The sequence below is a fragment of the Rhodococcus tukisamuensis NBRC 100609 genome, assembly GCF_001894985.1.
GTDB lineage: Bacteria > Actinomycetota > Actinomycetes > Mycobacteriales > Mycobacteriaceae > Rhodococcus_G > Rhodococcus_G tukisamuensis.
Genome location: NZ_BCXG01000014.1, coordinates 1 through 23,185, shown reverse-complemented (window position 1 = coordinate 23,185; position 23,185 = coordinate 1). Strand labels below are relative to the sequence as shown.

Below are 23,185 nucleotides of genomic sequence, written 5' to 3'. Positions count from 1 at the left end.
GTCTTTGCGGGCGCTGCAGTGTCGAGTGGTGCCGGCGAGGCTGGAATCGTAGCCGGCCAATGGTGCGAAACTTCCAGTCTGCGCCGTGCCAGTTGAACTCGCCGAACACCGATCGGTCTCGGCGAAGGCAGCCCATTTCCACGCTCGCAAGACCTGTGTCAGGCCAGCAACCTAGACTGGCCGCAATTTACCTTGACTCGCAATAGCGACAAGCGATTTTCTGAGATGGCTGGGGGATGTGTTGAGCACCGAGTTCGACGAGCAGTACGCACATTTTGTAGATCTGATTGACAGCAAGACGCCTCAAGACGCAATCAAGATGCTGTCGATGTTTGGTGTCCCGCCTGCGCTGATTCAGCAGATTCGTGAACGCCACGAGCTCGAGGCCATCAAGGTCCGTGAGCAGGACACTGCTCAGTCCGTTGTGCTTGACAACCGGCCGACCTGGTACACAGGCCCGCAATCGGACGACACCTGCTGGCCCACACTCGCAAAGCAACTGCGAAAGAAGGATTGGACCACGGAGTCCATCGATGCGTTGGATCAGTCATCCACTCAGGTGGTCTCGCTGCTCAACCACCCCAAGGAGAAGCGCTTTTCTGCGCGGGGCCTCGTCGTCGGACACGTTCAGTCCGGCAAGACGACGAACTTCACGGCCGTCATGGCGAAGGCCGCAGACCGCAACTACAAGCTGTTCATAGTTCTCGCGGGCGTCCACAACGGACTCCGCCGCCAGACGCAGTTGCGCCTCGTCCAGGACCTGATCAAGCCCAATGCGGCGAGTTGGATGCAGCTCACCGTGCCGGAGAAGGATTTCGTGGCGCCAGCAAATGCAGCCGCGTACTTCGCCAAGAGCAACAAACAGCACGTTCTGTGTGTGATCAAGAAGAACGCCGCAGTTCTCCGGCGATTCCGGGAATGGCTCGACACGGCATCTGGATACCTGGTGGACTGCCCGGCCCTCATCATCGATGACGAGGCCGATCAGGCAACCGTCGCGACCAAGACAATCAACCCACTGATCCGCGACATTATGGACAAGCTCCCCAGATCAGCATACGTCGGCTATACCGCGACACCGTTCGCGAATCTACTCATCGACCCGGCGGCGGAGGACCTCTACCCGAAGGACTTCATTGTCAGCCTCCCGAAGCCGGAGGGGCACTTCGGCACGGAGGTGCTGTTCGGTCGGGACGTGCTCGACGGCGAGGATCCCGAAGACGTCGACGACGGCTACGACATGATTCGTGAGATCCCCGACGACGAAGTTGATCTTGTGCGTCCGCGCACCCGCGCGGAGCGGGAAGGCTTCGAGCCGGAGATCGGCGATGCCCTCCGCGACGCGGTCCACTACTTCTGGCTGAACACCGCTGCTCGCAAGGTAAGGGGCACTGGGACGAGGCATGCCACGATGCTGATCCACACCAGCGTCAACACGGCGATTCACAACAGCTTCCGGGACCCGCTAGAGGACTTCCGCGCCGAGACTGAATCCCTGCTTGGATCGGAGGACAGCGCACTTCTTGACGAGCTCCGTGAACTGTGGGACACGGAAACGATCAAGGTTCCGGCATCAGAGTTCGGCCGCACCCCGATTGCGTTCGATGAGCTTCTGGATGAACTTGCCCGCGTCGTTTCTGACTGCGAGATTATTCTCGACAACGCGAGCAGCAAGGTACGTCTCGACTACGAGGGGGATCCGGTCGTTGCGATCGCGATCGGCGGCAACACACTGTCCCGAGGCCTAACGCTCGAAGGGCTGTCGGTGAGCTATTTCGTTAGGTCGGTGTCGGCGTACGACACACTCCTACAGATGGGCCGCTGGTTCGGCTACCGCACCGGATATGAGGACCTCCCTCGGGTCTGGATGACGGCGGAACTCCGCGACTGGTTCCGACACCTTGCGACCGTCGAGTCGGAGATCCGTCGCGACATCGGTGTGTACATGGTTGAGGACAAGACGCCGACCACCTTTGCGGTCCGCATACGCACCCATCCCTCACTGCGCGTCACTGCCGCGGCGAAGATGAAGGACATCGCCAAGGCGGCAGCCGCGTATGGCGGTCAACGAATCCAGACGCGTTACTTCGACCTGGACGCCGAGACCCTGCTGGGCAACCAGTCGGCGGCACAGCAACTGATCGCGGAGGTCATCGCCAGTCACACCGATGAGGAGCACACACCGACGGAAGGCCGATACTTGTGGCGAGGAGTTCCGTTCGAGGACGTCATCAAGTTTCTGGAGGCCTACAGCTTCCATGCCAAGTCGCAGGATTGTGACGCAAACCTGTTGACCCGGTACATCAATCAGCGGGTCGGGAAGTCCGCACTGCACAAGTGGAATGTCGCGATTGTGGGCAAGAAGCCATCCGGTGTGGCCGGCGCTACGTTTGGGTTTGCCCCAGGTATCGACGTCGAGCGAGTCACTCGTGCCAGGTTGAAGGCCAGTGACATCGTCGACATCAAGACACTCATGAGCCGCCGGGACGCTGCCGTCGACCTGGATACCAGCAAGGTTGAAGGTGAGCTCACTGAAGCGGCTATCGTCCGCCTGCGATCAGAGCAGGCGGGCAAGACAGGGCTGCTCGTGTTGTACGCAATCGACAAGGATTCCGAACCCGGCGAGCGCACCGCCGAGATGCGTGTCGGGCTCAACGCTCCCGAACACGTAATTGGAGTGGGTCTCGTCTTTCCAACTCCGAAGGATGGCGACAGCGAGGTCGAGTGGGAGTACATCAGCGCAGACTTGTCTAGGCTCGAGATCGAGGAAGAAGATCTCAGCGAGCTGGAACTCGTGGAGACGTAGTGGCGGGTTCGCTGCGCGATATTCTGGATGATCACTGGAAGGTTCTCGAATCAGATCATCCAACGAATTCGAATCGCTTGAGGACCTCCGATCTCCCTGTGGAAGGCAGAGACGGGCGGTTGCTTGCGGCGGTCGACGCTGATGGATTGCGCCATATCCTGATACCTATATCGCGGAAGCAGAGGGTGCGCAGGCAGCTCGATGGGGCAAACCTCCGTGTGGCTGAACGCGCGCTTGAGACCAGCACCACATACACCCGTTACGCCGACGTGAGCTGCCTCAATCAGGAGTTGAACGACCTGTTCAGTGACGTCTGCTCGGATGTGCTGCTTGCGGTCGCGTCTTCACCGGACAAAGCGCTCGGCGCGACCCACCTCGTGTTGGACCGATGGCGCTCATTGTTCTCGACATCATCGTCGGTCCTGGGCGAATCTCGGCTAACCGGGTTGTTCGCCGAACTCTGGGTCCTGCGTCGTCTCCTGACGAAAAGCTCATCGGCTGTCTCGATGTGGGCCGGCCCAGCTGGCTACTGCCACGATTTCGCTTTTGGCGCAGATGCTTTCGAAGTGAAGGCTACAACCGCGACCGATGGGCGCAGAGTCAGGATTCATGGGCTAGACCAGCTTGACGCGCCACACAACGGCCGCCTCTTCGTGGCCTGGATGCGACTGCAGTCAAGACCCGACGGCCACAGCCTCGTTGATCTGGTCAGTGAGGTGTTGAACCTCAGCGACGACCAGGCAGCGTTGGTCGACAAGCTCCAGCAGTCGGGATATCGGCTGGCGGACTCGGACTGGTACCGCGACATTCGATTCGAAGTGGTCGAAGATGCCTGGTATGCAGTCGATGCCGAATTCCCGCGCCTGACCATCACGCAGCTGTCCGACTCGGGGCTTCCCGTCTTGGTGGCCGATGTGGCATACACGATCGAACTGCCTGATCCGGCAACCTCGGGCTTGGACGCCTCCGCAGTCGAAGCCTTGCACGAGCGAGTTATGAAGGATATTGCTCCATGAAGTTCGGCTGGGAATCCCAGATGTATCCACCTGAAGGCGCAACCGCGGCTGAGGGAATCCGCAACCAGCTTGGCCGGCCGGCGTTGAACATGCTCACAGTCCTCGTCCGTGAAGCCGCCCAGAACAGTTGGGATGCGCGGAGTGGTCCTGATCCGGTCGACTTCCGGATCGCACTCAATGATCTGGGTGCCGGAATGGCTCCAGTGTGGAGGCGGCTGCTGACGCCGTCGGCACCCACCGACTCTCAGCTGCCACTTCGGCAAACGTTGGCAAAACCGATCCGAGTTCTGTCGGTATCCGATCGAGGAACAAAGGGTCTCGGAGGCCCGACCCGTGCGGACAACGCGATCACCACGGACAACAACTTCGTGCGCTTCGTCCGCAATATCGGCGAGCCCCGAAACCGGGACTTCGGTGGTGGTACCTATGGATTCGGAAAGGGCATCTACTATCTTCTATCTCGCACTGGCACCGTCCTGGTCCACACTCGCTGTCGGGTGAAGGGTGGTTTCGAAACACGACTAGTCGGGTGCAGCCTGTGGAAGAGCTACTCCGTGGGTGAAGGAATGGAAGGCAAGCGCTATACGGGCCGGCACTGGTGGGGTGACATGTCCGGGGAGGTGGTCGAACCGTTCATCGGTGCTGAGGCCGACAGGATCGCACACCAACTGGGATTTGAGCAGTTCGGCGAGAAGGAAACGGGCACCACTGTCATGATCGTCGACCCGGATCTCGACGACCGAGACCCTGACGAGGCCGCCCAGTGGATCGCGGACGCAATCGCGTGGAACTTGTGGCCCAAGATGATCGACAAGGCAGACGGATCGCCTCCCGATATTCGATTCTCAGTTACGTGCAACGGGAATGATGTTCCGATTCCCGACCCGGTCGAGACGTCGCCACTGAGGTTGTTCGTGCAGGCCTATCGCAAGATGGAATCGCCCGATTCAGACCGGCTGTGGGTGAAGAGTCCGAAGATCTACCTAGGCAGACTCGGTCTCCACAAGACAATGATGAAGCCGTTCGAACCGAGCTCGGTCTCCGAGGAGTGTGGCTTCAGGGACACGTCGCATCACGTATGTCTCATGCGCACACCGGAACTCGTCGTCAAGTACCTGAGAGGTCCGGCCACGGGTGCCCGTTTCACGTCATATGCCGGAGTCTTTCGGGCTGATGCCGAAGTCGATCAGGCCTATGCGAAATCGGAACCGCCGACGCATGACGACTGGCGTCATGAGCCGCTCGAAGGAAACGACCGGAAGATCGTGCGTGTCACGTACCAGAGGATCAAGGAGAGCCTCAGTCCGCTCGTCGAGCTCGGCTCAGACGCGGTGAGCGCGACGGTCAATGCTCCACTTGGGGCAGCGAGTCGACAATTCTCGTCGTTGGTCTCCGGCTCGTTCGGCTTCGGGGGGATGACTGCGGCAATATCGACGAAGAATCACCCGCGCAAGCCTGCCACTGATCACGATTCGGCACCGACACCTGAACCAGGAGCCAGGCCATTCGGAGCCGATGGTGAATCCGCCGGAGCGGGGGCCGGGCAAGGCCGTTCAGCTGGCTCGGCCGAACCGGCTAATCGGTCCGGCGGCGACGGCGCGTCGCCAGATGCAAGCGGCGGCCGGCTCGGCCGGCACCGCGCGGGAACACGGCCCCGAGTCGCCTACATCGGCGAACCCGCCATTGAAATCCGCAATGGAGAAGCCGTTGTGGTTCAACGCTTCCGGGTCGCGCAGCATGGCAGTTACGCGATCCGCGCGGACGTAGGTGTCGCGATCCCGTCCAACCGGGGTAAGGAGACTGATCCGCCGCTGAACGCCCAGCAGCCCGTTATTCTCGGTTGGGATACCGACGACGACAGTGCATTCGTCGGTCTCGCCGGACTCGACATGGTGGGCGGTGACACAATCTGGAAGGTCGTCGTCCGTCCAGCCCCGGACACGGTCACGTCTATTGACCTGTTCGCGGAGCGAAAGGCCGTCGAGGCATGAGTCGCACGGCATTCCCGTATCGCGTTCCGGGCGACGCAGTCGTCTCTGCCGCCAGCTGGCAGATTCTTGTCATGGACACGCCATTCGACCTTGACGACAACCTGCCGGACTGGGACTACAACACAGATCTGTTGCTGACACGTGTCGTCGATGTCGATCTCGACCGGTTACGTTCGGACACGGGGCTCCCGCCCGGCGCCGAGATCGCATTGTCGGTCGTCTGGACGGCGTCCGGGTCTAGTCTGCGCGCTCCTGCATTTCGAGAAGTGCTCTTCGGCAATGGAGTTCAACGAGTAGCGATTCGGTCGACTCTGCGTGGTTCGGATCTCGGTGGAACGCTTACCCTCGACACGATCCTGACGTTGGCCCACGATCAGGCTGACGTCGCGGCCTTTGCTCCTCGTCGCGCAGGGTCGCTGCTTTGGTCCGACAGCAAGTCGGTTCGCTTGCAGGGTGACGCTCCGCAGTTCCCGATCGCTATTATCGACTTCGCGTCGACGCCGTACCCTCTAGAGGCGGCGTGGTACGTCCAAATCGGAACGAACATGCACGCTGCCACGATGGGTTCGTTGCTACTGCTGATCAACGAAGCAAACGAGCCTGCGTCGACTGCATTCAAGAACGCCTCGAGCCCGAGGCCAGTCGATGTGGCGATTATTTCTTCGACGTATGCAGATGTCGCACGGACCCTGATCGAGCATGCACTGAGCAACGCCGAGTTCGACGATGTGACGTCGTATCCCGAGGACAGTTTGGGGGCAACGTTGCAGGCGATGATCCAGATGCGCTTTCCGGATGAGGCGTTTGAGGATCTCCGTCGTCAGCGTGACAATTCGCCGACTGCGTTCTCGACTCGGGTCCAGGCGTCGGTCAAGATTTTCGAGGAGCTCTCGTGAGTGTTCTGTACCCGCGACTCCTCCCCGAGATCGCGAGCGCAATGCATGAGGAGTGTCGGTTCCTGTCGATTGCGGAACTCGGAAGCCGATGGCGTTCGAGTGACGACAGTGCGGTGTATGTCGCTACCGGCGGAGCTCGTGTATCAGGCGAACAGCTCGAGTCAGTGCGAAACCATGTACACAAGCTGGCAGAGGACGCGGGCTTTCCGGACACAGCGACGGTAAGCGATCGAAACGATTTTGATCTCGAGGTGGCGAAGTACCTGCACAGCGACTCTGGGATGGTCCCGGCGGAGGCCGCATCGGGCGACATATGGGCGTTCTTTGCACTCGTCCTCTTGCCGGACGTGGCGTACTGGCGTTATCCGGATCCACCAGGCGACCGTGTACTTTCGACTGACATCACCCGGCATGTCTTTGGCAGACTGTGGTGGAGGGCGCACTTGGTCCAGCAGCCTGACAGCGTGGATCCCTATGCATATCTTGGCTTGCTCGGTGAGTCCGAGTTTGACCAGATATACGCCCGCCGTACGTCATTGGGTGCCAGTTCGTTCGTGGTCAGGATGATCCTGACGGTTTGGGCCGAGCTGGACGAGTCATCGTCGCGCCGCGATATTCTTCGTGACTTCCTCAAGCGACTTCTTCGGCTGGCCGCTTTCATACGATTTGACGCCCAGTCGGAAGATGAACTTGCGGGCACGTTGCGCGCGACGTTGAGTGATGCTGTCCGGGAGATCAGAGCCCTTCGCTGAGTGTGGGGCGGTGTCGGGGTCCTTGTTGGACCGAGCGGATCCGTGCTTTTCTAGGTTGTCTGTCTGCCACGTTAGGGTTGCTGCATGGCCGTTCCAAACTCGATCAGCACCCTCGACCTCTTCGCCGGTGCCGGGGGTCTTTCCGCAGGTCTGCATGCTGCGGACGGTCGGTTCGAGGTGACCCAGGCGGTCGAGATGGACCTCGCTGCGGCCGCAACCTACAACGCGAGCTTCCGACGGCCGGTGTATGCGGGCAGAATCGAGGACTGGCTGAAGGAAGAGGAGGTTCCCGAGGTCGACGTCGTGGTTGGAGGGCCGCCGTGTCAGGGATTCTCGGCGCTGGGCAGGCAGGACGCGGCGGACGACCGCAACAAGATGTGGTGGCATTACGCCGAGACCGTGCGCCGTGCCAAACCCAAGTTCTTCATCCTCGAGAATGTTCCGCAGTTTTTGAAATCTCCGGAGTTCGAGCTCTTCCGGCGGAGCATTGAACCAGGAGCCCAGCTGTCTGATTACACGTTCAGTCACTACGTTCTGAATGCTGCTCACTACGGCGCGGCCCAGGCGCGAAAACGGACCATCGTGATTGGCCGTCACCGAGATATTTCCTCGCCTGGTGCGCCAGAACCCACGCATCTCGATCAGCCGGTGACGGTGGCGGACGCGCTGGCTGGCGTCGCTGTGCACGTCACAGAAACCGAACTGCCAGAAACCTATATCGACTTCAACGGGAAGACCTTTCGGGGAGCATTCAAGACCCCCGAACTTCACCTCACCCGGACGTTCACAGACCTGTCGTTGTCACGCTTCGAGACGATTCCGCCTGGAGGCAACCGGTTCGATATTCCATTCGAGCTTCAAGCCAACTGTTGGCGCAAGCATCGGTCGGGTTCCGGCGACGTCATGGGGCGTCTTCGTTGGGACAAGCCATCGGTCACGATTCGCACGGAGTTTTTCAAGCCGGAGAAGGGTCGATACCTACACCCGACGGCCAATCGGTCAATCACCCACTACGAGGCAGCCCGTATTCAGGGGTTCCCCGAAGAACATCAGTGGGTCGGATCGAAGACCGCGATCGCGCGTCAGATCGGAAATGCAGTGCCGATTCCTCTCGGAGCAGCGATTGGCCGTGTGCTGGTAGCCGGACTGATGGGGCTCTGACCCAGACGCCACCCTTTCGGTGCAGAGTCGGCGCGGGCCTCAGATCAGGATGATTTCGAGGACGTCGCCGAGGTGCAGGGCAGGATCGAGGCGTCTTGTTCGTTCAGGACGGACTCCGCGACGGAGAGCACCTGCGAGCCGAGAGGGTGGTTGATCTTGCGTTGGCGCAACGGTCGGCGTTCGGCGTGCCGCTGTGAACGGCGCTGTTTGCTGAACCCATGTTGCCGGCCGAACCAGGTGCCTACGCCCCGTCGTGCTGATGCAGCTGAGTCTTCTCGCTCAACACGGTAGCGGCTCCGACGGCGTTCACCATTCGGGTAGCCAACGTCCGCCGCGCCAGCTCTTCCGGCAGCGCAGCGGAGAACATCAGCCCCTTGCGCGCGCCCTTGTCCACTGCCGACAAGGACCGATCGGCGCCGGGCGACCGCAAGGTTGCCAGTCCATAGGCCGGTCATCGGGTCGAGACAGGACGATCACCTCGACGAGCGGGTCATCGGCGGCCAGGCTCAGATCGTTCGACGACAGCAGGCGATTCACGAAGGGAAAGCCACCCCACCAGTTAGGTGGTCGTCGAGGTGCTCCTCCTGACAGATGCGTAGCCGGCCTCGCCACGTTCGTGGAACATCGCGTCCGACTCGCTGAGGTCGAACAGCGCACTGGAGGCGACCCCGATCACGAGGCGGTGGTCAAGCATGAAGGGCATGCGACTCCTGTCTATGGGCGTGATGGCGAGTGAGCATGCCGCCGCTTGCGGTGACCTCCCGCTCGGTGTTAGCTGATCGGACCGCTGGGCAGCTCGTCGACACACCGAAGAAGTCGGTTGTGTGAATGACGCGCGTCGGGAGCCGAATCCCGTGCCGGCGGTGCCAGGTCAATCCGCAGGACATCCCCGTCCGCGGCCCCCTCGCTGAGGTACCGCACCAGATCCTCCTGACGCGGCTGGCCGAGGGTGAGCCGGTATGCGGCGACGGTGCGGAGCAGGCGCTGGTACCGCACCGACTCGCGGCTCAGCGGCATCGCTGGCACGTACCGTTCGATGGTCGTGCCGCCCGGCCGGGCGTACACCCAGTCGGGGACCAGGTCGGTGTCCTCGGGGGTCTTTGCGGCCTCGGCGGCCGCGAACATCGCCGACCACGGATCCGTGCAGCCGGGAGTCAGCGCGGCGCCGCCGTGCTCGGCGGCGATGTTGCGGCGGATAGCGTGCCCACGGAACCGGTGCACCCGCCCCTCACGCTGCTCCATGTCCACCGGGTTCCCCGGCAGGTTCCAGTGCACGATCGCATGGCTGTAGGTGTGGAAGTCTAGGCCCTCCTGCCCGACCGATGTCGACGCCAGCACGAACGGCCAGAACGGCGAGTTGTAGGCCGCCAGCACGTCCCCGGCTCGCGCCTGCTGCTGCTCGTCCGTCGCCCCCTTGTGGCCCATCCGCATTGCGAAGTGGTGCCGGATCGAGTTCGAGCCGTCGAGCACCACCTCGTCGCCGCTGGTGTCGAACACGTCGATCTCCGCGCGGCCCAACCCCACCGAGAGGGCCTGCCCCAATCGCTCGGTGAGCGGATCGAGGTCGTTGCCGTCGTGGTCGCGCTCGACGCCACCGAGCGCAAAGTACTCGTCGAGCACCGACTGCAGATTCCCGTCCCGGCAGTAGCCGAGCACCGACCGCCAGTAGGCGTCCGAGGTCGCGGAAACCCGCACCGCCGCCGCGATCTCGGCCTGGTTGAACATCGATCGCAGGTGCTCGGTGGCGCCGAACGCCGCGTCCCACAGGTCGTCGTCCGCGAACTCCCGCACCGACCCGGTGGCCCGGCGCAGCGCCCGCAGCGCACAGTTGCCGGGGCCGGCGAGACCGAGTTCGGTGACGACCTCGACCAGGTCCTCCGGGAACCCGCCGAGTGCCTCGACGTCAAGCTCGGCCGGATCCTCGGCCGACGCGAAGTACTCCGGAATCTCCACCGGATACGGGCGATCCGGATGCGCATGCCGGTCCAGCAGCAGTGGCAGCGCCCAGTACCAGGACGGGTCCTCCTTGGACCGTGACGACCTGCTGATGTCACGCTCCGCACACATCGCGTCGAACCTTTCGCGGACCGCGCCGGACGCGCGGTCCCGCAGCTCCGCGGCGCTGACCGTGCCGCCGACCTGCTGGGCCAACGTCAGCGGATCGCACAGTTCCGCCAGGATGATCGACGGCTGGAACAGTGCCTCCGGGGCCATGTTCTGGTTGTTTCCGTCGTGGCGGGGCCGCCGGATCGGCGGGTTCAGCGACGCCCGCTCCGAGTACCCGCCGGTGCGGCCGGACTCCCGCACCCCGCGTCGTTCGGCCTCGTAACTGACCACGCTGGCGATCGCTTTCGGCGTGACCGTCCACGCCGAGAACACCAGCCGCTTGGTGAAGGCCAGTAGGGCCTCGTCCGCGAACACCCCGGCGGGTCGGTAGTAGGGCAGTGACGGCGGGAGCCACGCGAGCTTCCATGCGCCGCGGTCGACGGTGTCCGCGACCAGTGCGCGCATCTTGGCGTTGCCGGGGTCGAGCGGTCGGTACTGCTCGACGGACTGCCAGTCCAGCAGGCCGTCGGCGGTGTGGATCGCGTCGTGCACCGGCTTGCGGACCGCCGGATCCGGCGAGTCGATCGCCTTCTTCAGGGCCTGCTTGACCTGGTAGTCCTCCATGATGTTGAACAGGTACGGGCTCGACCGCCACAACTCGAACATGTCGCGTCCGCCGCGGCCCCGGCCGATGGCGTCCGCGATCCGCTGCCCACCCGCGTACGCCTGCAGGTCGCCGGCGGTGACCGGTACCGGCATCGGCTTCTCGGTGAGCATCCCGTCCCGGTCCGGTGTCGACGCAAGCCGTTCGACCCTCGACATCACGCGGGTCAGTGTGTGCTGCACCCGATCCCGGGCCGCGAGTCCTGCCGCTCGCGTGTCGGCGCCGGGCAGCGCCGCACGGCGCATCGTCTCGAGGTCGCGACCGAGGTCCGCGACTCGGGCGTTCACGTCCTCGGCGGACAGGCCGCGGCCACCGAGGAGGAACCGGACGGTCGCGAGGAAGTCCTGATAGTGGTCCGCGCCCTCCGGCTCGTCCGGCAGCGTGTACATGCTGAACGGGGTCGCAGACAGTAACAGCACCCGGGCGGTCGGCTGGTTGAACAGGGCCTTCGCGAGCTCCGCCTCGGGGTTGTCGTCGTCGAGCAGGGTCTTGAAACGGTGGAACTCGTCGAGGATGATCAGGTCGGGTTCGAGGGCGCGAATGGCGGCGTGCGCCACCAGGTTCCGCATCCGGCCGATCAAGCGGTTGCGATAGCGGCTCAGCTCCCGGTCGGGGTCGCCCTTGAGGTAGGCAAACCGGGAGTGGGCGACGTCCCACACCTCGTCCTCCAGCGAGGCGAAGCTGGGGTCGATCGGGTCCGCGACCTTGAGGTCCGCGATGAACGCCTCGGCGATCTCAACGGTGACGGCGTGAGTGTTGAAGGCCTTGACCTTGCCCTCGAACCGCTCCGCTCCGGAGCTGCCGCGGAAGAACTTCAGCCAGCCCTTCGACGTCATCTCCTGTCGACCCCAGCCGCAGCGCAGTAGGTGGTAGATGAGGACCCGCTCGGCGGACTTGCCCGCCGTCTCTCCGACGGTGAAGGACGTGCCCGGGGTGAAGGAGATGTAGTTGAGCTTGCGGCCCTGGAACTCGGCGACGTTCGCCATCAACAGCGTCAACCGGTCGGCATGCGGGACGTCGACGTCTCCGGGCACCAGCTTCGCCAGGTTCTGCTGCGCGATCTGCGCGTTCGAGCAGATGTAGACGATGTCGATGCGGTCCTCCTTCTCCCAGAGGTGCTCGATCGTCTCGGCGATAACGCCGCGCCCGACGAGGGTCTTGCCGAGACCGACCTCGTCGGCAACCAGGAATCGGGTGGTCGGGTCGTCATCCGTCCACAGCCTGTTGGTGACGTGCGCGACGGTGTCACGCTGGAAGGCCTTGAGTGGGGCCAGGGTTCGGGCCAGATCGGGCTTGACGGTGGTCACTTTTCTCCTCCCGCCACCGCGGCATGAGCGACGCGCACCGCGTCCAGCAGGTCGCGTAGCTCCGCGTCGATGAGGTCGGCAGGGGCGTCGAGATCGCGGATCAGGGCATCGATGCGGTCGAGGGCGGCGCGGTCCCCGATCACGGCCCGCACCAGCGGTTCGAACAGTACGGTGTCGTCGACGGTGCCGCGGCCGGGTGCGCGTTCGCCGTTCGGTCCTCGATCGGTGCCGGCGAGCGCATCCAGGTCACCGGGAAGTTCCCCACCGAGCAGGAACAGCAGGCAACGCGTCAGGTCCTGTGCGCTCGTGATGTGACCGCGCAGGATCAGCCGGTCACGACCGGCGACGTCGCCGTGCAGCTCGGCCTTGACCACGCCGAACAGCTCGATGCCGTCCCGAACGGTCCGCACGCCGACGAACGCGGTCACGTTGGTGGCCGCGACCCCGGACCAGGTGACCTCCGGTGCCAGCGGCCGGTACTCGCCCTGCAGGGAGATCGGGCTGACCGTGACCTCCCCGTCGAAGGCGCCGACCATCCCCTCCGGAACGAGCAAGGTGCACTGCGCGGTCTCGCCGTCGAAGGTGAAGTGCAGCTGTGGGCCAGCGGCGGCGAGCAGTGCGCGAAAGTCGGCCATCTCCTTCTCCACCCGCGCCAGCGCGTCGGCCGCGGCATCCGGTTCGGCCGGGGTGATCGTATAGGGCTCGACGATTCGAGACAGGCCCGTCGTCCCCCTGCCTCCGTCCCAGACCGCGTCGATGCCGCATCTTGCCGACGGTCCGGACAACGCGGCGGAGAACTCGATGTTGCCGCCGAGCGCGGCGCTGGTCGCGTTCGCGGACCCGGTGATCAGCAGGGTGGAGTCGCCGGTGTCGAACACGAACGCCTTCGCGTGCAGGCCGGACGGGACGCCCCCGACCTCCGAGGCCGGCTCGTCGGCGGTCTCTTCCTCGCCCGGCCGGTCCGCAACGGACTGCAGCGTGAAGGTCTCCGCATAGCCGAACGCGGCGGAGCCGGTGCGGTCGAACGTCTCTGCCCGCGAAACGATCCGGGTCTGTGGCGCGAGTGAGGCGAAGCGACGCGACGTTGACGGGTCGAAGAACGGTGAGATCACCAGGGCACGGTCAGCGACAGCCGGGATCGGCAGCGCGGCGCCCTCGCTTAGGCCGAGCGGATGCAGTGTCATCGACGTGAACGGGCTCGGGCATGCGAAGTGGGCTCCGCGCACGGTGCGCGCCAGGTCCACTACCGCGGCAGCACGGTCCACACTCATCGGGGTCGTCGCGAGATCGGGCAGGGCCGAGACGAACTCGGCAATCGGCGCCGGGTCGACGACGTCGGCCGAGTCGGGGTCCTCGTCGAGTACGAGCAGCGTGTCCCAGGACGCGTCAAACGTCAGGTTCCGGCTCGAGCACAGGAAGCGGTGCAGATACCCGCCGTCCTCGTCACTGACGAACCGCAGCAGCCAGATCTTCGGGTGAAACAGCCGCCCCGGCTGCGGGGCCCGCACCTCGACGACCGCATTCTCGGCAAACGAGAGCACCGAGCGGTAGGCGCTCGGCAGCTTCAGGCCCCCGGCTTGGGTGAACACCGTAATTGACCCCACATGGCGGCGGATCGACTCGAGTAGTGCGATCGGGTCGGCATCGTCGATGTCGCCGGTGCGGGTGCGGGCGGAGAACGTGAGCGGCGCCAGCAGCAGTGCCGTCAGGTCGAGCGAATACGTCGTGGTGACAACGGAATCGATGGCGTAGCCGACCGGTGGTAGCAGCGCGTCGGTGAGAAGGACCCGGGTGTCGGGGCTGAGCATCAGTTCTCCCGTCCGTCGATCACGTCGCGCAGGATGCGCACGGCGACCGGCCAGTTGTAGTTCAGTTGGCCACCGGACTGCCCGCGCCAGGCGTTGACCCCGGCGACGTTGCCGCCGAGACGAGCCCGTGCGCCCTTGAGCTGGATCTCGCGGCCGCGGACTATCTCCTCTGCTGCCGCGTCGGGCGCAGATCCCGCCGCTGTGGCGGTCGTGAGCCAGGCGTCGACGAATGACGCGGTGGTGCTGGTGATGTTGCCGTTGCGCTGCACCAGTTCCCAGAACGCACCGCGGTCCCAACCGGCGAGGAGATTTCCGGTCTCGACCTCGGCGTTCCAGTCGCGCCAGGCCTCGGAGTATCCGTCGACCAGTTCGTCGTCGTCCTTCTCGCGGGCGAGCATCAGGTTGTAGAGGACCGTCGCGCCCGTCATCACGGTCGAGAAGCGCCGGCCGTGGTCGACGGTGGCGGCAAGCGGACCGTCGAGCCGCGCGATGTCGCGGTGCTGCCACAGGTAGCGAGCGTCCTCGTCGACACCGTGCTCGAACAGCCACGGGAACATCGAGCCCGGCTGGGTGGTGCACATTCGCTCGCGTAGGTACTCGGCCTCGGTGGGGGAGAGCGTGAACGTGGTCTCGACCAGTAGGTCCTCCGGCGGAGCCGGCAGCCGCGGGTCGAAACCCGTGGGGGCGACGTCGGGGCGGGCGCCCGGATCGTCCGAGGCCTCGGTGCGCCGGTCGAACCTGGCCGCGTCGTGAGCCTGCCGCAGCGTCGCGTTGATCGACTTGCCGGTGAGGCGAAGTCCGTAATGTGCTGTGGCGGACCAGAACATGCCGCTGGGCATCCGCTGCAGCTTGCGCTTGGCGGTGCCGCCGATCACTCCCTGTGTTTCGCCGGCCCGGTCGAGGGCCTCGATGAGCCGGTACTCCTTCTCGCGGAACAGCGGGGCGAGTGCGCGGGCGTCCTTGGCCTCGGCCGCGGCGGCCTCCGCGAGCCATGGAATGAACAGAAGGTAGCGGGCACGGGTGTGCAGTGTCGACAGCCCGGGCAGCAGCAGCGACGAGAAGGTGTCGCGAATCGAGCCGAGTCCCAGCTCGTCGACGGTGCCCTCGTCGCGGAATTGGTCGATCACCTGCATCACGCGCCGTCGCTGGGTTTCGTCGTGGTCCAGCCACGCCAGATGGGACACCATGTGAGTGCTGTGGTCCTTCTGTCTTGGGGGTGAGTGCGAGGGTGAGTCGGGCACGATCGGGTGGTCTGACCGGTGATGCTGTCAGGCGGGTGAGTGCTGCCGTATCGCGGGGTGCGGTGTGGGCGGGCTGGTGTCATTCAGATGACGGACAGCGGTGGTGCGAGCGAATTGTCAGGCGACGGGTCGGCGGGGTGTGGCTCAGAACAGCGTCGGTTCGGGGAGGGTTCCGCCGGGCATCGTGGCGTCGCGCGGCCCAGCGTTCGACGAGCTCGCGTTCGGCCAGTTCGGGGAAGATTCGGCGGTGCTCGGCCTAGGCCTTCAGCGTGGGCGTAGCACCGGTGGGTCGAATCTGCAGTCAGGCAAGACTTCTCCATCAGCGCGCGAGCGAACAGACGAGCGAACTGAAGTGCTGCAGTCTGGTTTCGACAGGTAAGTGCGGGCCAGCATGTCGGAGCCCTGTGATCTGATGACGAGGTTTCAAAAGTTCTAGTGGGGGAGTAGTCCTTGCCGAATTCCGATACGGCCGTTGTTCTCGACGCGAAGACCGCCGACGTCATTGCGCGGTTGGTCGACGATCTGACCATCTTGGCGGGGTGGCGCAAACTGCGTGGAGCGGAGGGGAAGTCGCTGCTCTCGGTAGACATCGAGGACGGCGCGCCACCGGAGTTGGAGGATCTCGCGGCCCGGATCTCCGCGCTGACTGCAGCCGACCTGCCAGACGCGGTGGGCCCCGCGGACGCGATCGCGGAGCTCGAGGAGATCTTTGCCGTGCTTGACGAGCGTGAACGGTTCGTCCTCCGCGAGCGATTCCTCGCACCGGAGCCGAAGACTCTCGCGGAACTCGGCAGCGAATTCGGTGTCACTCGTGAGCGGGCCCGACAGATCGAGGTGAAGGTCAAGCGGCATCTCGAGGGTCGCTTTGGGTTCGGTACGGCAGTGGGGAACCTGCTGGCCAGCCTCCGCGTCGAGATCCAGCCGGTGGCGGCCCTCGACCGGCTGATTGATCAGCATCCTGAGATTGCCGTTCCGGTCCCCAGCGTCGGGGTACCGCTGTGGCTGGTCCTCGATCGCCTCGACGACTACTTCGAGGTGACCGACGGTTGGGCCGCGGCACCGGGCGTCGCAGAGGCAAAGGCGCAGACCCGGGCACTGCTCGAGGAATTCGAGTCCCCCAACGGGGTGGTGGAACTGGTGGTCCTCGCCGAGTCCTCCGCGCTCTCCAGCGACGAGCTGGTGCGTTGGTTGACCTGGTGCGGGTACGCATTGCTCGGCGGCCGCATCCTCACCCGGGTGCGCAACACCGGCGACCACGCCGCCGCAATCCTCGAGGTGCTCGGCGAACCCACACCGCTCGATGAGCTCGTCGCGGCCATGGCGTGCGGCCGCAACCCGCGCTCGGTAGCCAACGTGCTTGGTGGGGACGACCGGTTCGTACGTGCAGACCGGGCCACCTGGGCACTGGCCGAATGGGGCGTCGAGGAATACACCACCATCCGCAACCTCATTGCACGTGAATTGGACGCCCACGACGGTGAGATGCCGCTCAGCGCGCTCGTCACGCAGGTGGCCGGCAAGTTCGATGTCTCCGCGAGCAGCGTGCAGGCATATGCCGCCAGTGGCGACTTCGAGGTAAGGCAGGGCAACGTCCGCCGGCGGTCGACCCGCGGGGTCCCGCAGAAGACTCCGGAACAGACGCGCCGCCTTTACCGTCACGGTGATATCTGGCGTCTTTCGCTCAAGGTCACCTCCGAGCACCTACGTGGCTCCGGGTTCACTGTGCCTGCCGCGCTGGCCGGCATCGTCGGTTGCGGTTACGGCGAAGTTGTCGAGTACGAGAGCCGACTCGGTACTCACGCGATCCGTTGGAAGAATTTGCAGCCAGCCAGCGGGACGGTACGTCGGTTCCTCGACGACCTTGGAGTCGGCGAGGGAGAGTACGTGTTCCTCGAATTTCACTCTGACCGTCGTTTCGACGTCCGGCGCGCGGCTGTCGCCGATCCGACCGGGGCGCCGCTGCGTCGGGCATTGGCGGCAGTCGGCCGGCCGGATGCGAACAGCCTGCCCGACGACGAGGTGGTACTCGCACTCGCCGAAGCGATAGGAAGGGCAGGCGAGGACCGGCCGCGTCGGGTGCTCAGCGGGTTTCGGGCCCGCGGCGAAGAAGAGATCGTCGAGTTGTTGGAGCAGGCATGGGTGCCTGCCGGGTAAGGCTGCGCACCCAGGGGTTCACCGGGTTGACGTAAGGGATGTGAGAGGTCGGATCTGAGTAGCAGGCGCGGCGCGAGACATCAGGCGTCTGCTCGGAGTTAGTGGACTGAGAGTGACTCCAGCAGTGACGGATACGCGGGATGGCTACCGATGATCCGAGTGATGACGTCGACAGCCTGTCCGGTGAACGCCGGGTCGTCGCGGACGAGGTCGTATGCAACGACGCTCAGCCCAGCAGCGAGGTCACGCTCGGCGACGAGCTTGTAGGGAACGGTCGCCTCAAGTTCCCACCACGGCGACTGACCCAATGCCACCCACGGGTTGGCAGGGTTCGGCGGAGTCTTGGCGAGTGCGAACGGGGCTAGTGCACGGCCCAGTTCGTCCTTGACCTCACTGAATCTGGCGATTCGCGGTTTGTCGGTATTTGCCCGATCGATCGCGTAAAGCAGGACCACAAACTGGTAAGGCGCTGGCTGGCCTCTGTACGACTGAACTTTCAAGTCGCGCAGAGATGCGAGCAGGCTCGCGGCGGTCACTGGTTGCCTCCCGATGTCGTGGCGATGTCGACGTACTCGTCGATCGCGGTCGGACCTGATGCCCGGGTGATAACTGCTATTGCCACGAGTGCACGCTAGCTGCACCCGACCCCGCCGGTGAGTCGGGCCGTCCTGTAGAGACGGACCAGATCCGGACAGTGCGGGGCGGGGTGCGGGTGGGCGACCTCAGAACAAGGTCGGCTCCGCCAACGCCCCACTGCGCGCCTCGACCACCCGCGCGTGCCACCGATCCACCAGCCACCGCTCGACCAGTTCTGGTTCGGAGCCGGCGGTGGCCGCCCAGTGCTGGAGCACCTCGAGGTAGCGGTCGTAGCGGCGGCGGGTGAAGCCGCTGACGGACGGGTCTTCGAGCCAGCCCTGGTGGATGAGGGTGGACACGCCGTGCTGGTCGAGCAGCTGTGCACGCATCCCGCCGGCCTTGACGTCGACGGCCCAGAGGAACACCGTCGTCAACGCGACCCCGACGTTCGGCAGTTCGGGCCAGCCGGTGCCACTGGTGTAGTCGTAGTCCGGCAGTCGCTTGTCGCGGATGAGGCGGTCGATGGCCGCCTTGATCGCGGTGTGCCGGTGCACGTTCGGGGCGACGAAGCGGTTGGACACGTCCGGGAACCGGCGCGCCGCGCGCCGCCTGGTGTGACCGCTGCGCCACGCGGCGCAGAGGAACAGCAGGCCCAGGCCGGCATGTTCGGCGTCGACGAGCTCGCCGTCCAGGCGCAGGTCGTTGCGCAGGACCGTTGCCCGGCCCCCGGTGACGATCCGGCCGTCGTGGTCGCGGCCCCGGAGCCGGATCTCGTGCTCGTCCTCCTCGAGGTGCCGGTTCCACCAGTCAAGGTCGACGAGCGCGCCGTCGTCGAGGACGTGCAGGTCGTAACTCCTGGTCTTGCACCACGACACGCAGTCCTCGGGCGGCTCGAAACCCTCGTCGAACAGATGCATGCCGCCCATGATGGCAGTGCGCACCGACACGATCGCGGAGGCGCGGCCGCGGTGGGCCCGTCAGGCGTGCGCCGCCGCCAACGACTGCGCCAACTGCTTGCGCGCCCGGTGGATCCGGGTCTTGACGGTCGCGACGCTCACCTGCTGGTGCTCGGCAATGTCGGCGTAGGGCAGGTCGGCGAACTCGGCGAGGACGATGGCTACCCGGAAGTCCTCGGGGAGCTGGCCGAGGGCGTGGTGGACGGCGTCGGCCGTGACCACCCGCTCGTCGAACCCGCTGCCGTGATCGGTGAGATCGATACCGGGGGAGTCGTCGTCGGCGTCGTCGAGGCTGGTGGTGATCTTGCGGCGCCGGACCACCGCGAGGGCGGCGTTGGTGGCGATGCGGTGCAGCCACGTGTTGAAGCGGGCGTCGCCGCGGAACCGATGCAGGTTCTGCCAGGCCGCGGTCAGCGCGTCCTGCAGCGCATCCTCGGCGTCGTGGGCGTTGCCGGTGATCTGCAGGCACACGTGCCAGGCGTTGGTGCGGTGACGACCCACGAGTTCGGCGAACGCGTGCTGGTCACCGCCCCGGCAGGCGGCCAACAATTCCGCTTCGTCCATCGACTTCCCCCGCGCTCCTTGCGTTCTCACCCACACCCCCACATGGCCGACGGGGATGCTACCCGCCGCCGCGTCGTCGGTCGCGACCGTGGTGGTGGAGTGCCGGTCACAGCAGGTCGTAGCCCGGATCGGGGTCCACGATGTGGTGGTGGAGGTCCGGCTCCTGCGGATCGAACGCGCTCGCCGGGTCCTCGCCGGAAACCCCCACGTCGTCGATGTCCAGCGCGGTCAGCTCGTCGAACACGGAGTCGCCGTCGTCGAGAACGACCTCCGCGGTGTCGTCGTCGTCCGGATCGCTCTCGTCGTCGACGAGGACGATGCCGTCCTCCTCGGGCACCACCGGCTCGTCGTCCATCTCCGGGACGAGGTCGGCGTCCACCGCCGGCGCAGCCGGGTCGAGCGCGGCCGCCAACGCCCGCGCCCACACGTCGTCGGGCACGGGAGGCAGCGCGCTCGCTGCCTCCGACCCGGTGAAGAGCGACTCGTCATCGTCCATCGGTCACCTCGCTGACTCTCGTGTCCGCCACCCCGCGGTGGCACTGCCCCTCATTGTCGCGTCACCCGCGGACGCCGCCGTCATCATTGTGCGTCCTGTTCATCGGGCCGCGCCGACCGCAGGGTGACGATCGCCGACCGACGCTCGCCCGTCGTGCCCGCGGGCGGACCGATCAGGGCCTCGTCCGGCGCGTCGGTCACGAGCATCTCGAATCCCGAGTCGGCCCAGGCGTCCTCGAACTGCTTGATCGGGATCTCGAGCTGATTGCCGTACGGCACACCGGGATCCGACAGGATCACCACCCCGCGGGCGTCGTCGACGCCGGCGACGACGAGGACGTGATCGGGGGCGTCGTCCTCGTCGGCCTCTTCCCCCGGTGTCCAGATCTCACCGGAGTCGACCATCGCGATCACTCCGTACCCGGCGTCGAGCCGGTCGCGCAGGTCGTCGAGGGAACTGTCGGTGCGCGTGCACGGCACGCCCTGATCCTCGAGCAGGGTCTCGACGGCGGGCAGCGTCATCCCCTCGCTGGGGTCGTCCGTCAGCCCGAGCTCGACGGCGCGGTCCACCAGCTGCTGGGGGTCGGTGATGGGAGCGCCGGTGTACTGGGCGACGACCTGTGCCACCACCGACGGCCCGCAGTACCCGTCGAACTGCTGGTAGAACCAGTCCAGAGTCCACGCGACCGGGTTGCCGTGCACCCCGTCCTCCCCGCCGGCGAGGTCGGGCACGTCGTCGACGCCGTCGTCGGCGTCGTCGGTACCGACCGCCCCCACCGGTCCGTCGCCGGACCCGGGCGCCGGGTCGGCCGGGTCGATGGCGAAGTCGGACAGGGGATCTGCGCGCGGGATCGGCTCGGGTCCGGCGGCGTCGTCGACCGCCGACGACTCGTCGACGGCCGCGACTGTGTCGGACCACATGGCAACTGCGTCATGGTCGAAGTCGTCCATCGTCGAATCCTTCCGGGTCGCAGCGTCGGTGGAGGTCAGGCGAGGTCGCCAGGGATCTCGTCGACGGTCGGCGGCTCGTAGGCGCCGGTGCCGGCCTGGGTGTGGTAGCTGTCGTCGGCCGGGATCAGCGACTCGTAGGTGCTGATGTCGCCCAGCGACCCGACCCCGTTCTCGGCCGAGGTGAGGTACGACTCCTGGGTGCCGTCGTTGTCGTCGTCGGAGCTGATCAGGTCGAACGCGCCGTCGCCGTCGGTGTCGACGAGGGTCTCGTTGACGATGCCGTCGGCGTCGCTGTCGACGGCCACGGAGTCGAAACGGCCGTCGCCGTCGCTGTCGACGAGGTGGACGTCGGGCTGGGCGTCTCCGTCGGTGTCGAACTTGCTGTCGGTGATCCGCGCCCCGTCGATCGCGTCCTGACGCTCCGGCTGGCGGGTGGCCGGGTCGTAGTAGGTGACCAGGTCGACGTCGCCGTCGTCGTCGGAGTCCTCGGCGGTCCGGACGGTGCCGTCGGCGCGGACCGAGGCGGCGGTCTCGTAGGTGCCGTTGAAGTCGGTGTCCTGCTCGACCAGGGTGATGGCGCCGTCGTCGGCGTAGTGGGTGATGGTGTCGACGCCGTCGACCCGGGAGTGTGCGATGTCGACGTCGCCGTCGCGGTCGACGTCGCGGGGGGAGAAGTAGTCGACGTTGCCGTTGACGCCGATGGCCTCGTTGACCTCGGAGGGGGCCTCGGCGGGCACCTCGGCGGGGGCCGCGGTGGTGTCCGCGGCGGGTACCGGCTCACTGGTCGGTGCGGTGGCGGTGTTGTATGACGCGGTCGCGGGGTCGCCGACCACGTCGGATCCCGCGGGCGCGTCGGGGCCGATGCTGCTGAGGTCCTCGATGGTGGCGTCGATCGCGTCGAGCTTGTCGTAGACGGTGCTGGTCGGTTCGGTCACGGGGGTCTCCTCGGGTGCGGTGGCGGTGGCGTCGTGAGCGTTGACGATGTCGTCGAATTCTTCGCCGGCCGCGTCGGAAATCGCGTCCAGCTTCTCCTCGAACGTCAGGTTCGGGTCGGTGACGATGGCGTTCAGCTCGGCCTTGTACTCGGCGAGGTCGGTGTCGGTGTACGCGTCCGGGTTGCTCATCGTCTCGTCCTCGCTCGCTCTCGTGTGCGTTGTCGAGAGTTGGATGCGGCCGGACGCCGGAAAGGTTCCCGACCGTTTCGAGGAAACTTCTCCGGGCCCGCAGATACGCGAAAGGGGCTGCCGAACACGGTTGTTCGGCAGCCCCTCGTCATGCGTCGACGATCAGTGGATCAGGCCCGACCGGGCCAGGAACGTCTTGGCGCCGTCGAGGCCCTGCGCGCCGTTGAAGGACGCCATCACCCCGGTCGACGAGTTGGCGTACCAGATCTTGAAGGTGTCGTTGTAGCCCGGACCGTCGATGTGCGCGGCCGCCGACCGCGCCGTGTCCTCGACCGTCTCGTTGGTGGCGGCGGCGGTGTTGTTCTGGAAGCCCTGACGGATCCCAATCACCCGCTTCTTCGCGTCCTTGACGTCCACCGAGACGATGATCGACTGGTAGCCGCCCTCGGTGATGCCCGCGGTCAGCGCGCTGCCCTCACGGATCTGGCACTGCAACTGCAGGCCGCCGTTGTCGGTCTCCCCGGAGGCCTTGCAGTTCTCCAGCTCGGTGCGCAGTGCGGGCGGCAGCCCGGCGATCACCGCCTCCTTCGACGCCGGTACGGGGACGGTGACCGCGCCGTCACCGCCGGAACCCGCGGCCGGGCCGGACGGCCCGCCGGCGGCGGCCGGTGCCGCGG

The 23,185-nt window shown here is 65.5% G+C and carries 18 protein-coding genes; 7 read left to right on the top strand and 11 right to left on the bottom strand.

Annotated elements, in window-relative coordinates:
* Positions 1-241: 241 nt before the first annotated feature.
* The 6 genes from RT2_RS15530 (at position 242) to RT2_RS15505 (ending at position 8,622) form a co-directional block, all read left to right on the top strand.
* A complete protein-coding gene (locus tag RT2_RS15530) occupies positions 242-2,806 on the top strand; it encodes a Z1 domain-containing protein (protein WP_072845777.1) in 2,565 nt (854 codons plus the stop codon).
* Positions 2,806-3,822 carry a PD-(D/E)XK motif protein gene (locus RT2_RS15525; RefSeq protein WP_083577408.1) on the top strand — a complete coding sequence of 339 codons (1,017 nt, stop codon included), beginning with the start codon at positions 2,806-2,808 and terminating at the stop codon, positions 3,820-3,822. Before RT2_RS15530 ends, RT2_RS15525 begins: the two co-directional genes overlap by 1 nt.
* Entirely contained in the window at positions 3,819-5,813 is a 1,995-nt protein-coding gene (locus tag RT2_RS25510; protein ID WP_139191259.1) for a hypothetical protein, read from the top strand. The genes RT2_RS15525 and RT2_RS25510 overlap by 4 nt, the downstream gene beginning before the upstream one ends.
* Positions 5,810-6,709, top strand: coding sequence for a hypothetical protein (locus RT2_RS15515; RefSeq protein ID WP_083577407.1), 900 nt, complete (start codon positions 5,810-5,812; stop codon positions 6,707-6,709). Before RT2_RS25510 ends, RT2_RS15515 begins: the two co-directional genes overlap by 4 nt.
* Entirely contained in the window at positions 6,706-7,461 is a 756-nt protein-coding gene (locus tag RT2_RS15510) for a DUF6339 family protein (RefSeq protein WP_139191261.1), read from the top strand. The genes RT2_RS15515 and RT2_RS15510 overlap by 4 nt, the downstream gene beginning before the upstream one ends.
* Positions 7,462-7,545: 84 nt before the next feature.
* Positions 7,546-8,622 (top strand): DNA cytosine methyltransferase, encoded by a 1,077-nt coding sequence (locus tag RT2_RS15505; RefSeq protein WP_072845696.1) that lies wholly within the window; start codon positions 7,546-7,548, stop codon positions 8,620-8,622.
* A 559-nt stretch (positions 8,623-9,181) separates the two neighbouring features.
* Here the strand turns inward: RT2_RS15505 and RT2_RS26125 are convergent.
* The 4 genes from RT2_RS26125 to RT2_RS15490 form a co-directional block, all read right to left on the bottom strand.
* Positions 9,182-9,325: a 5'-nucleotidase gene (locus RT2_RS26125; RefSeq protein WP_174556717.1), complete on the bottom strand. Its 144-nt coding sequence runs from the start codon at positions 9,323-9,325 to the stop codon at positions 9,182-9,184.
* A 68-nt stretch (positions 9,326-9,393) separates the two neighbouring features.
* Positions 9,394-12,639 (bottom strand): DEAD/DEAH box helicase, encoded by a 3,246-nt coding sequence (locus RT2_RS15500; protein WP_072845695.1) that lies wholly within the window; start codon positions 12,637-12,639, stop codon positions 9,394-9,396.
* The gene (locus RT2_RS15495; protein WP_072845694.1) at positions 12,636-14,447 is read right to left on the bottom strand and encodes a phospholipase D family protein; all 1,812 of its coding nucleotides are present in this window, start codon (positions 14,445-14,447) and stop codon (positions 12,636-12,638) included. Before RT2_RS15495 ends, RT2_RS15500 begins: the two co-directional genes overlap by 4 nt.
* A complete protein-coding gene (locus RT2_RS15490; protein ID WP_072845693.1) occupies positions 14,447-15,634 on the bottom strand; it encodes a DUF6361 family protein in 1,188 nt (395 codons plus the stop codon). Before RT2_RS15490 ends, RT2_RS15495 begins: the two co-directional genes overlap by 1 nt.
* Before the next feature lie 504 nt (positions 15,635-16,138).
* Here RT2_RS15490 and RT2_RS15485 point away from each other — a divergent pair.
* Entirely contained in the window at positions 16,139-17,842 is a 1,704-nt protein-coding gene (locus tag RT2_RS15485) for a sigma factor-like helix-turn-helix DNA-binding protein (RefSeq protein ID WP_092776331.1), read from the top strand.
* A 98-nt stretch (positions 17,843-17,940) separates the two neighbouring features.
* Here the strand turns inward: RT2_RS15485 and RT2_RS15480 are convergent, their stop codons facing one another.
* The 7 genes from RT2_RS15480 to RT2_RS15450 all read right to left on the bottom strand — a co-directional run.
* Positions 17,941-18,378 (bottom strand): phosphorothioated DNA-binding restriction endonuclease family protein, encoded by a 438-nt coding sequence (locus RT2_RS15480; RefSeq protein WP_139191263.1) that lies wholly within the window; start codon positions 18,376-18,378, stop codon positions 17,941-17,943.
* A 186-nt stretch (positions 18,379-18,564) separates the two neighbouring features.
* Entirely contained in the window at positions 18,565-19,359 is a 795-nt protein-coding gene (locus RT2_RS15475; RefSeq protein WP_443096388.1) for an 8-oxoguanine DNA glycosylase OGG fold protein, read from the bottom strand.
* Between the two features lie 36 nt (positions 19,360-19,395).
* Complete coding sequence (locus tag RT2_RS15470; protein WP_072845690.1) at positions 19,396-19,938, bottom strand: RNA polymerase sigma factor; 543 nt, start codon at positions 19,936-19,938, stop codon at positions 19,396-19,398.
* 106 nt (positions 19,939-20,044) lie between these two features.
* A complete protein-coding gene (locus tag RT2_RS15465; RefSeq protein WP_072845689.1) occupies positions 20,045-20,434 on the bottom strand; it encodes a hypothetical protein in 390 nt (129 codons plus the stop codon).
* 83 nt (positions 20,435-20,517) lie between these two features.
* Complete coding sequence (locus RT2_RS15460) at positions 20,518-21,384, bottom strand: C39 family peptidase (RefSeq protein ID WP_072845688.1); 867 nt, start codon at positions 21,382-21,384, stop codon at positions 20,518-20,520.
* Between the two features lie 35 nt (positions 21,385-21,419).
* Complete coding sequence (locus RT2_RS15455) at positions 21,420-22,508, bottom strand: hypothetical protein (RefSeq protein WP_245709486.1); 1,089 nt, start codon at positions 22,506-22,508, stop codon at positions 21,420-21,422.
* Between the two features lie 162 nt (positions 22,509-22,670).
* Positions 22,671-23,185: molecular chaperone (locus RT2_RS15450; protein ID WP_072845687.1), on the bottom strand; the 515-nt coding region annotated here is incomplete at its 5' end.

Excerpts from the sequence above, each read along its gene's own strand:
- RT2_RS25510 (WP_139191259.1), top strand. The coding sequence starts at position 3,819 with ATGAAGTTCGGCTGGGAATCCCAGATGTATCCACCTGAAGGCGCAACC.
- RT2_RS15515 (WP_083577407.1), top strand. The coding sequence starts at position 5,810 with ATGAGTCGCACGGCATTCCCGTATCGCGTTCCGGGCGACGCAGTCGTC.
- RT2_RS15505 (WP_072845696.1), top strand. The coding sequence starts at position 7,546 with ATGGCCGTTCCAAACTCGATCAGCACCCTCGACCTCTTCGCCGGTGCC.
- RT2_RS26125 (WP_174556717.1), bottom strand. The coding sequence starts at position 9,325 with ATGCCCTTCATGCTTGACCACCGCCTCGTGATCGGGGTCGCCTCCAGT.
- RT2_RS15495 (WP_072845694.1), bottom strand. The coding sequence starts at position 14,447 with ATGCTCAGCCCCGACACCCGGGTCCTTCTCACCGACGCGCTGCTACCA.
- RT2_RS15490 (WP_072845693.1), bottom strand. The coding sequence starts at position 15,634 with ATGGTGTCCCATCTGGCGTGGCTGGACCACGACGAAACCCAGCGACGG.
- RT2_RS15470 (WP_072845690.1), bottom strand. The coding sequence starts at position 19,938 with ATGGACGAAGCGGAATTGTTGGCCGCCTGCCGGGGCGGTGACCAGCAC.
- RT2_RS15465 (WP_072845689.1), bottom strand. The coding sequence starts at position 20,434 with ATGGACGATGACGAGTCGCTCTTCACCGGGTCGGAGGCAGCGAGCGCG.
- RT2_RS15460 (WP_072845688.1), bottom strand. The coding sequence starts at position 21,384 with ATGGACGACTTCGACCATGACGCAGTTGCCATGTGGTCCGACACAGTC.
- RT2_RS15455 (WP_245709486.1), bottom strand. The coding sequence starts at position 22,508 with ATGAGCAACCCGGACGCGTACACCGACACCGACCTCGCCGAGTACAAG.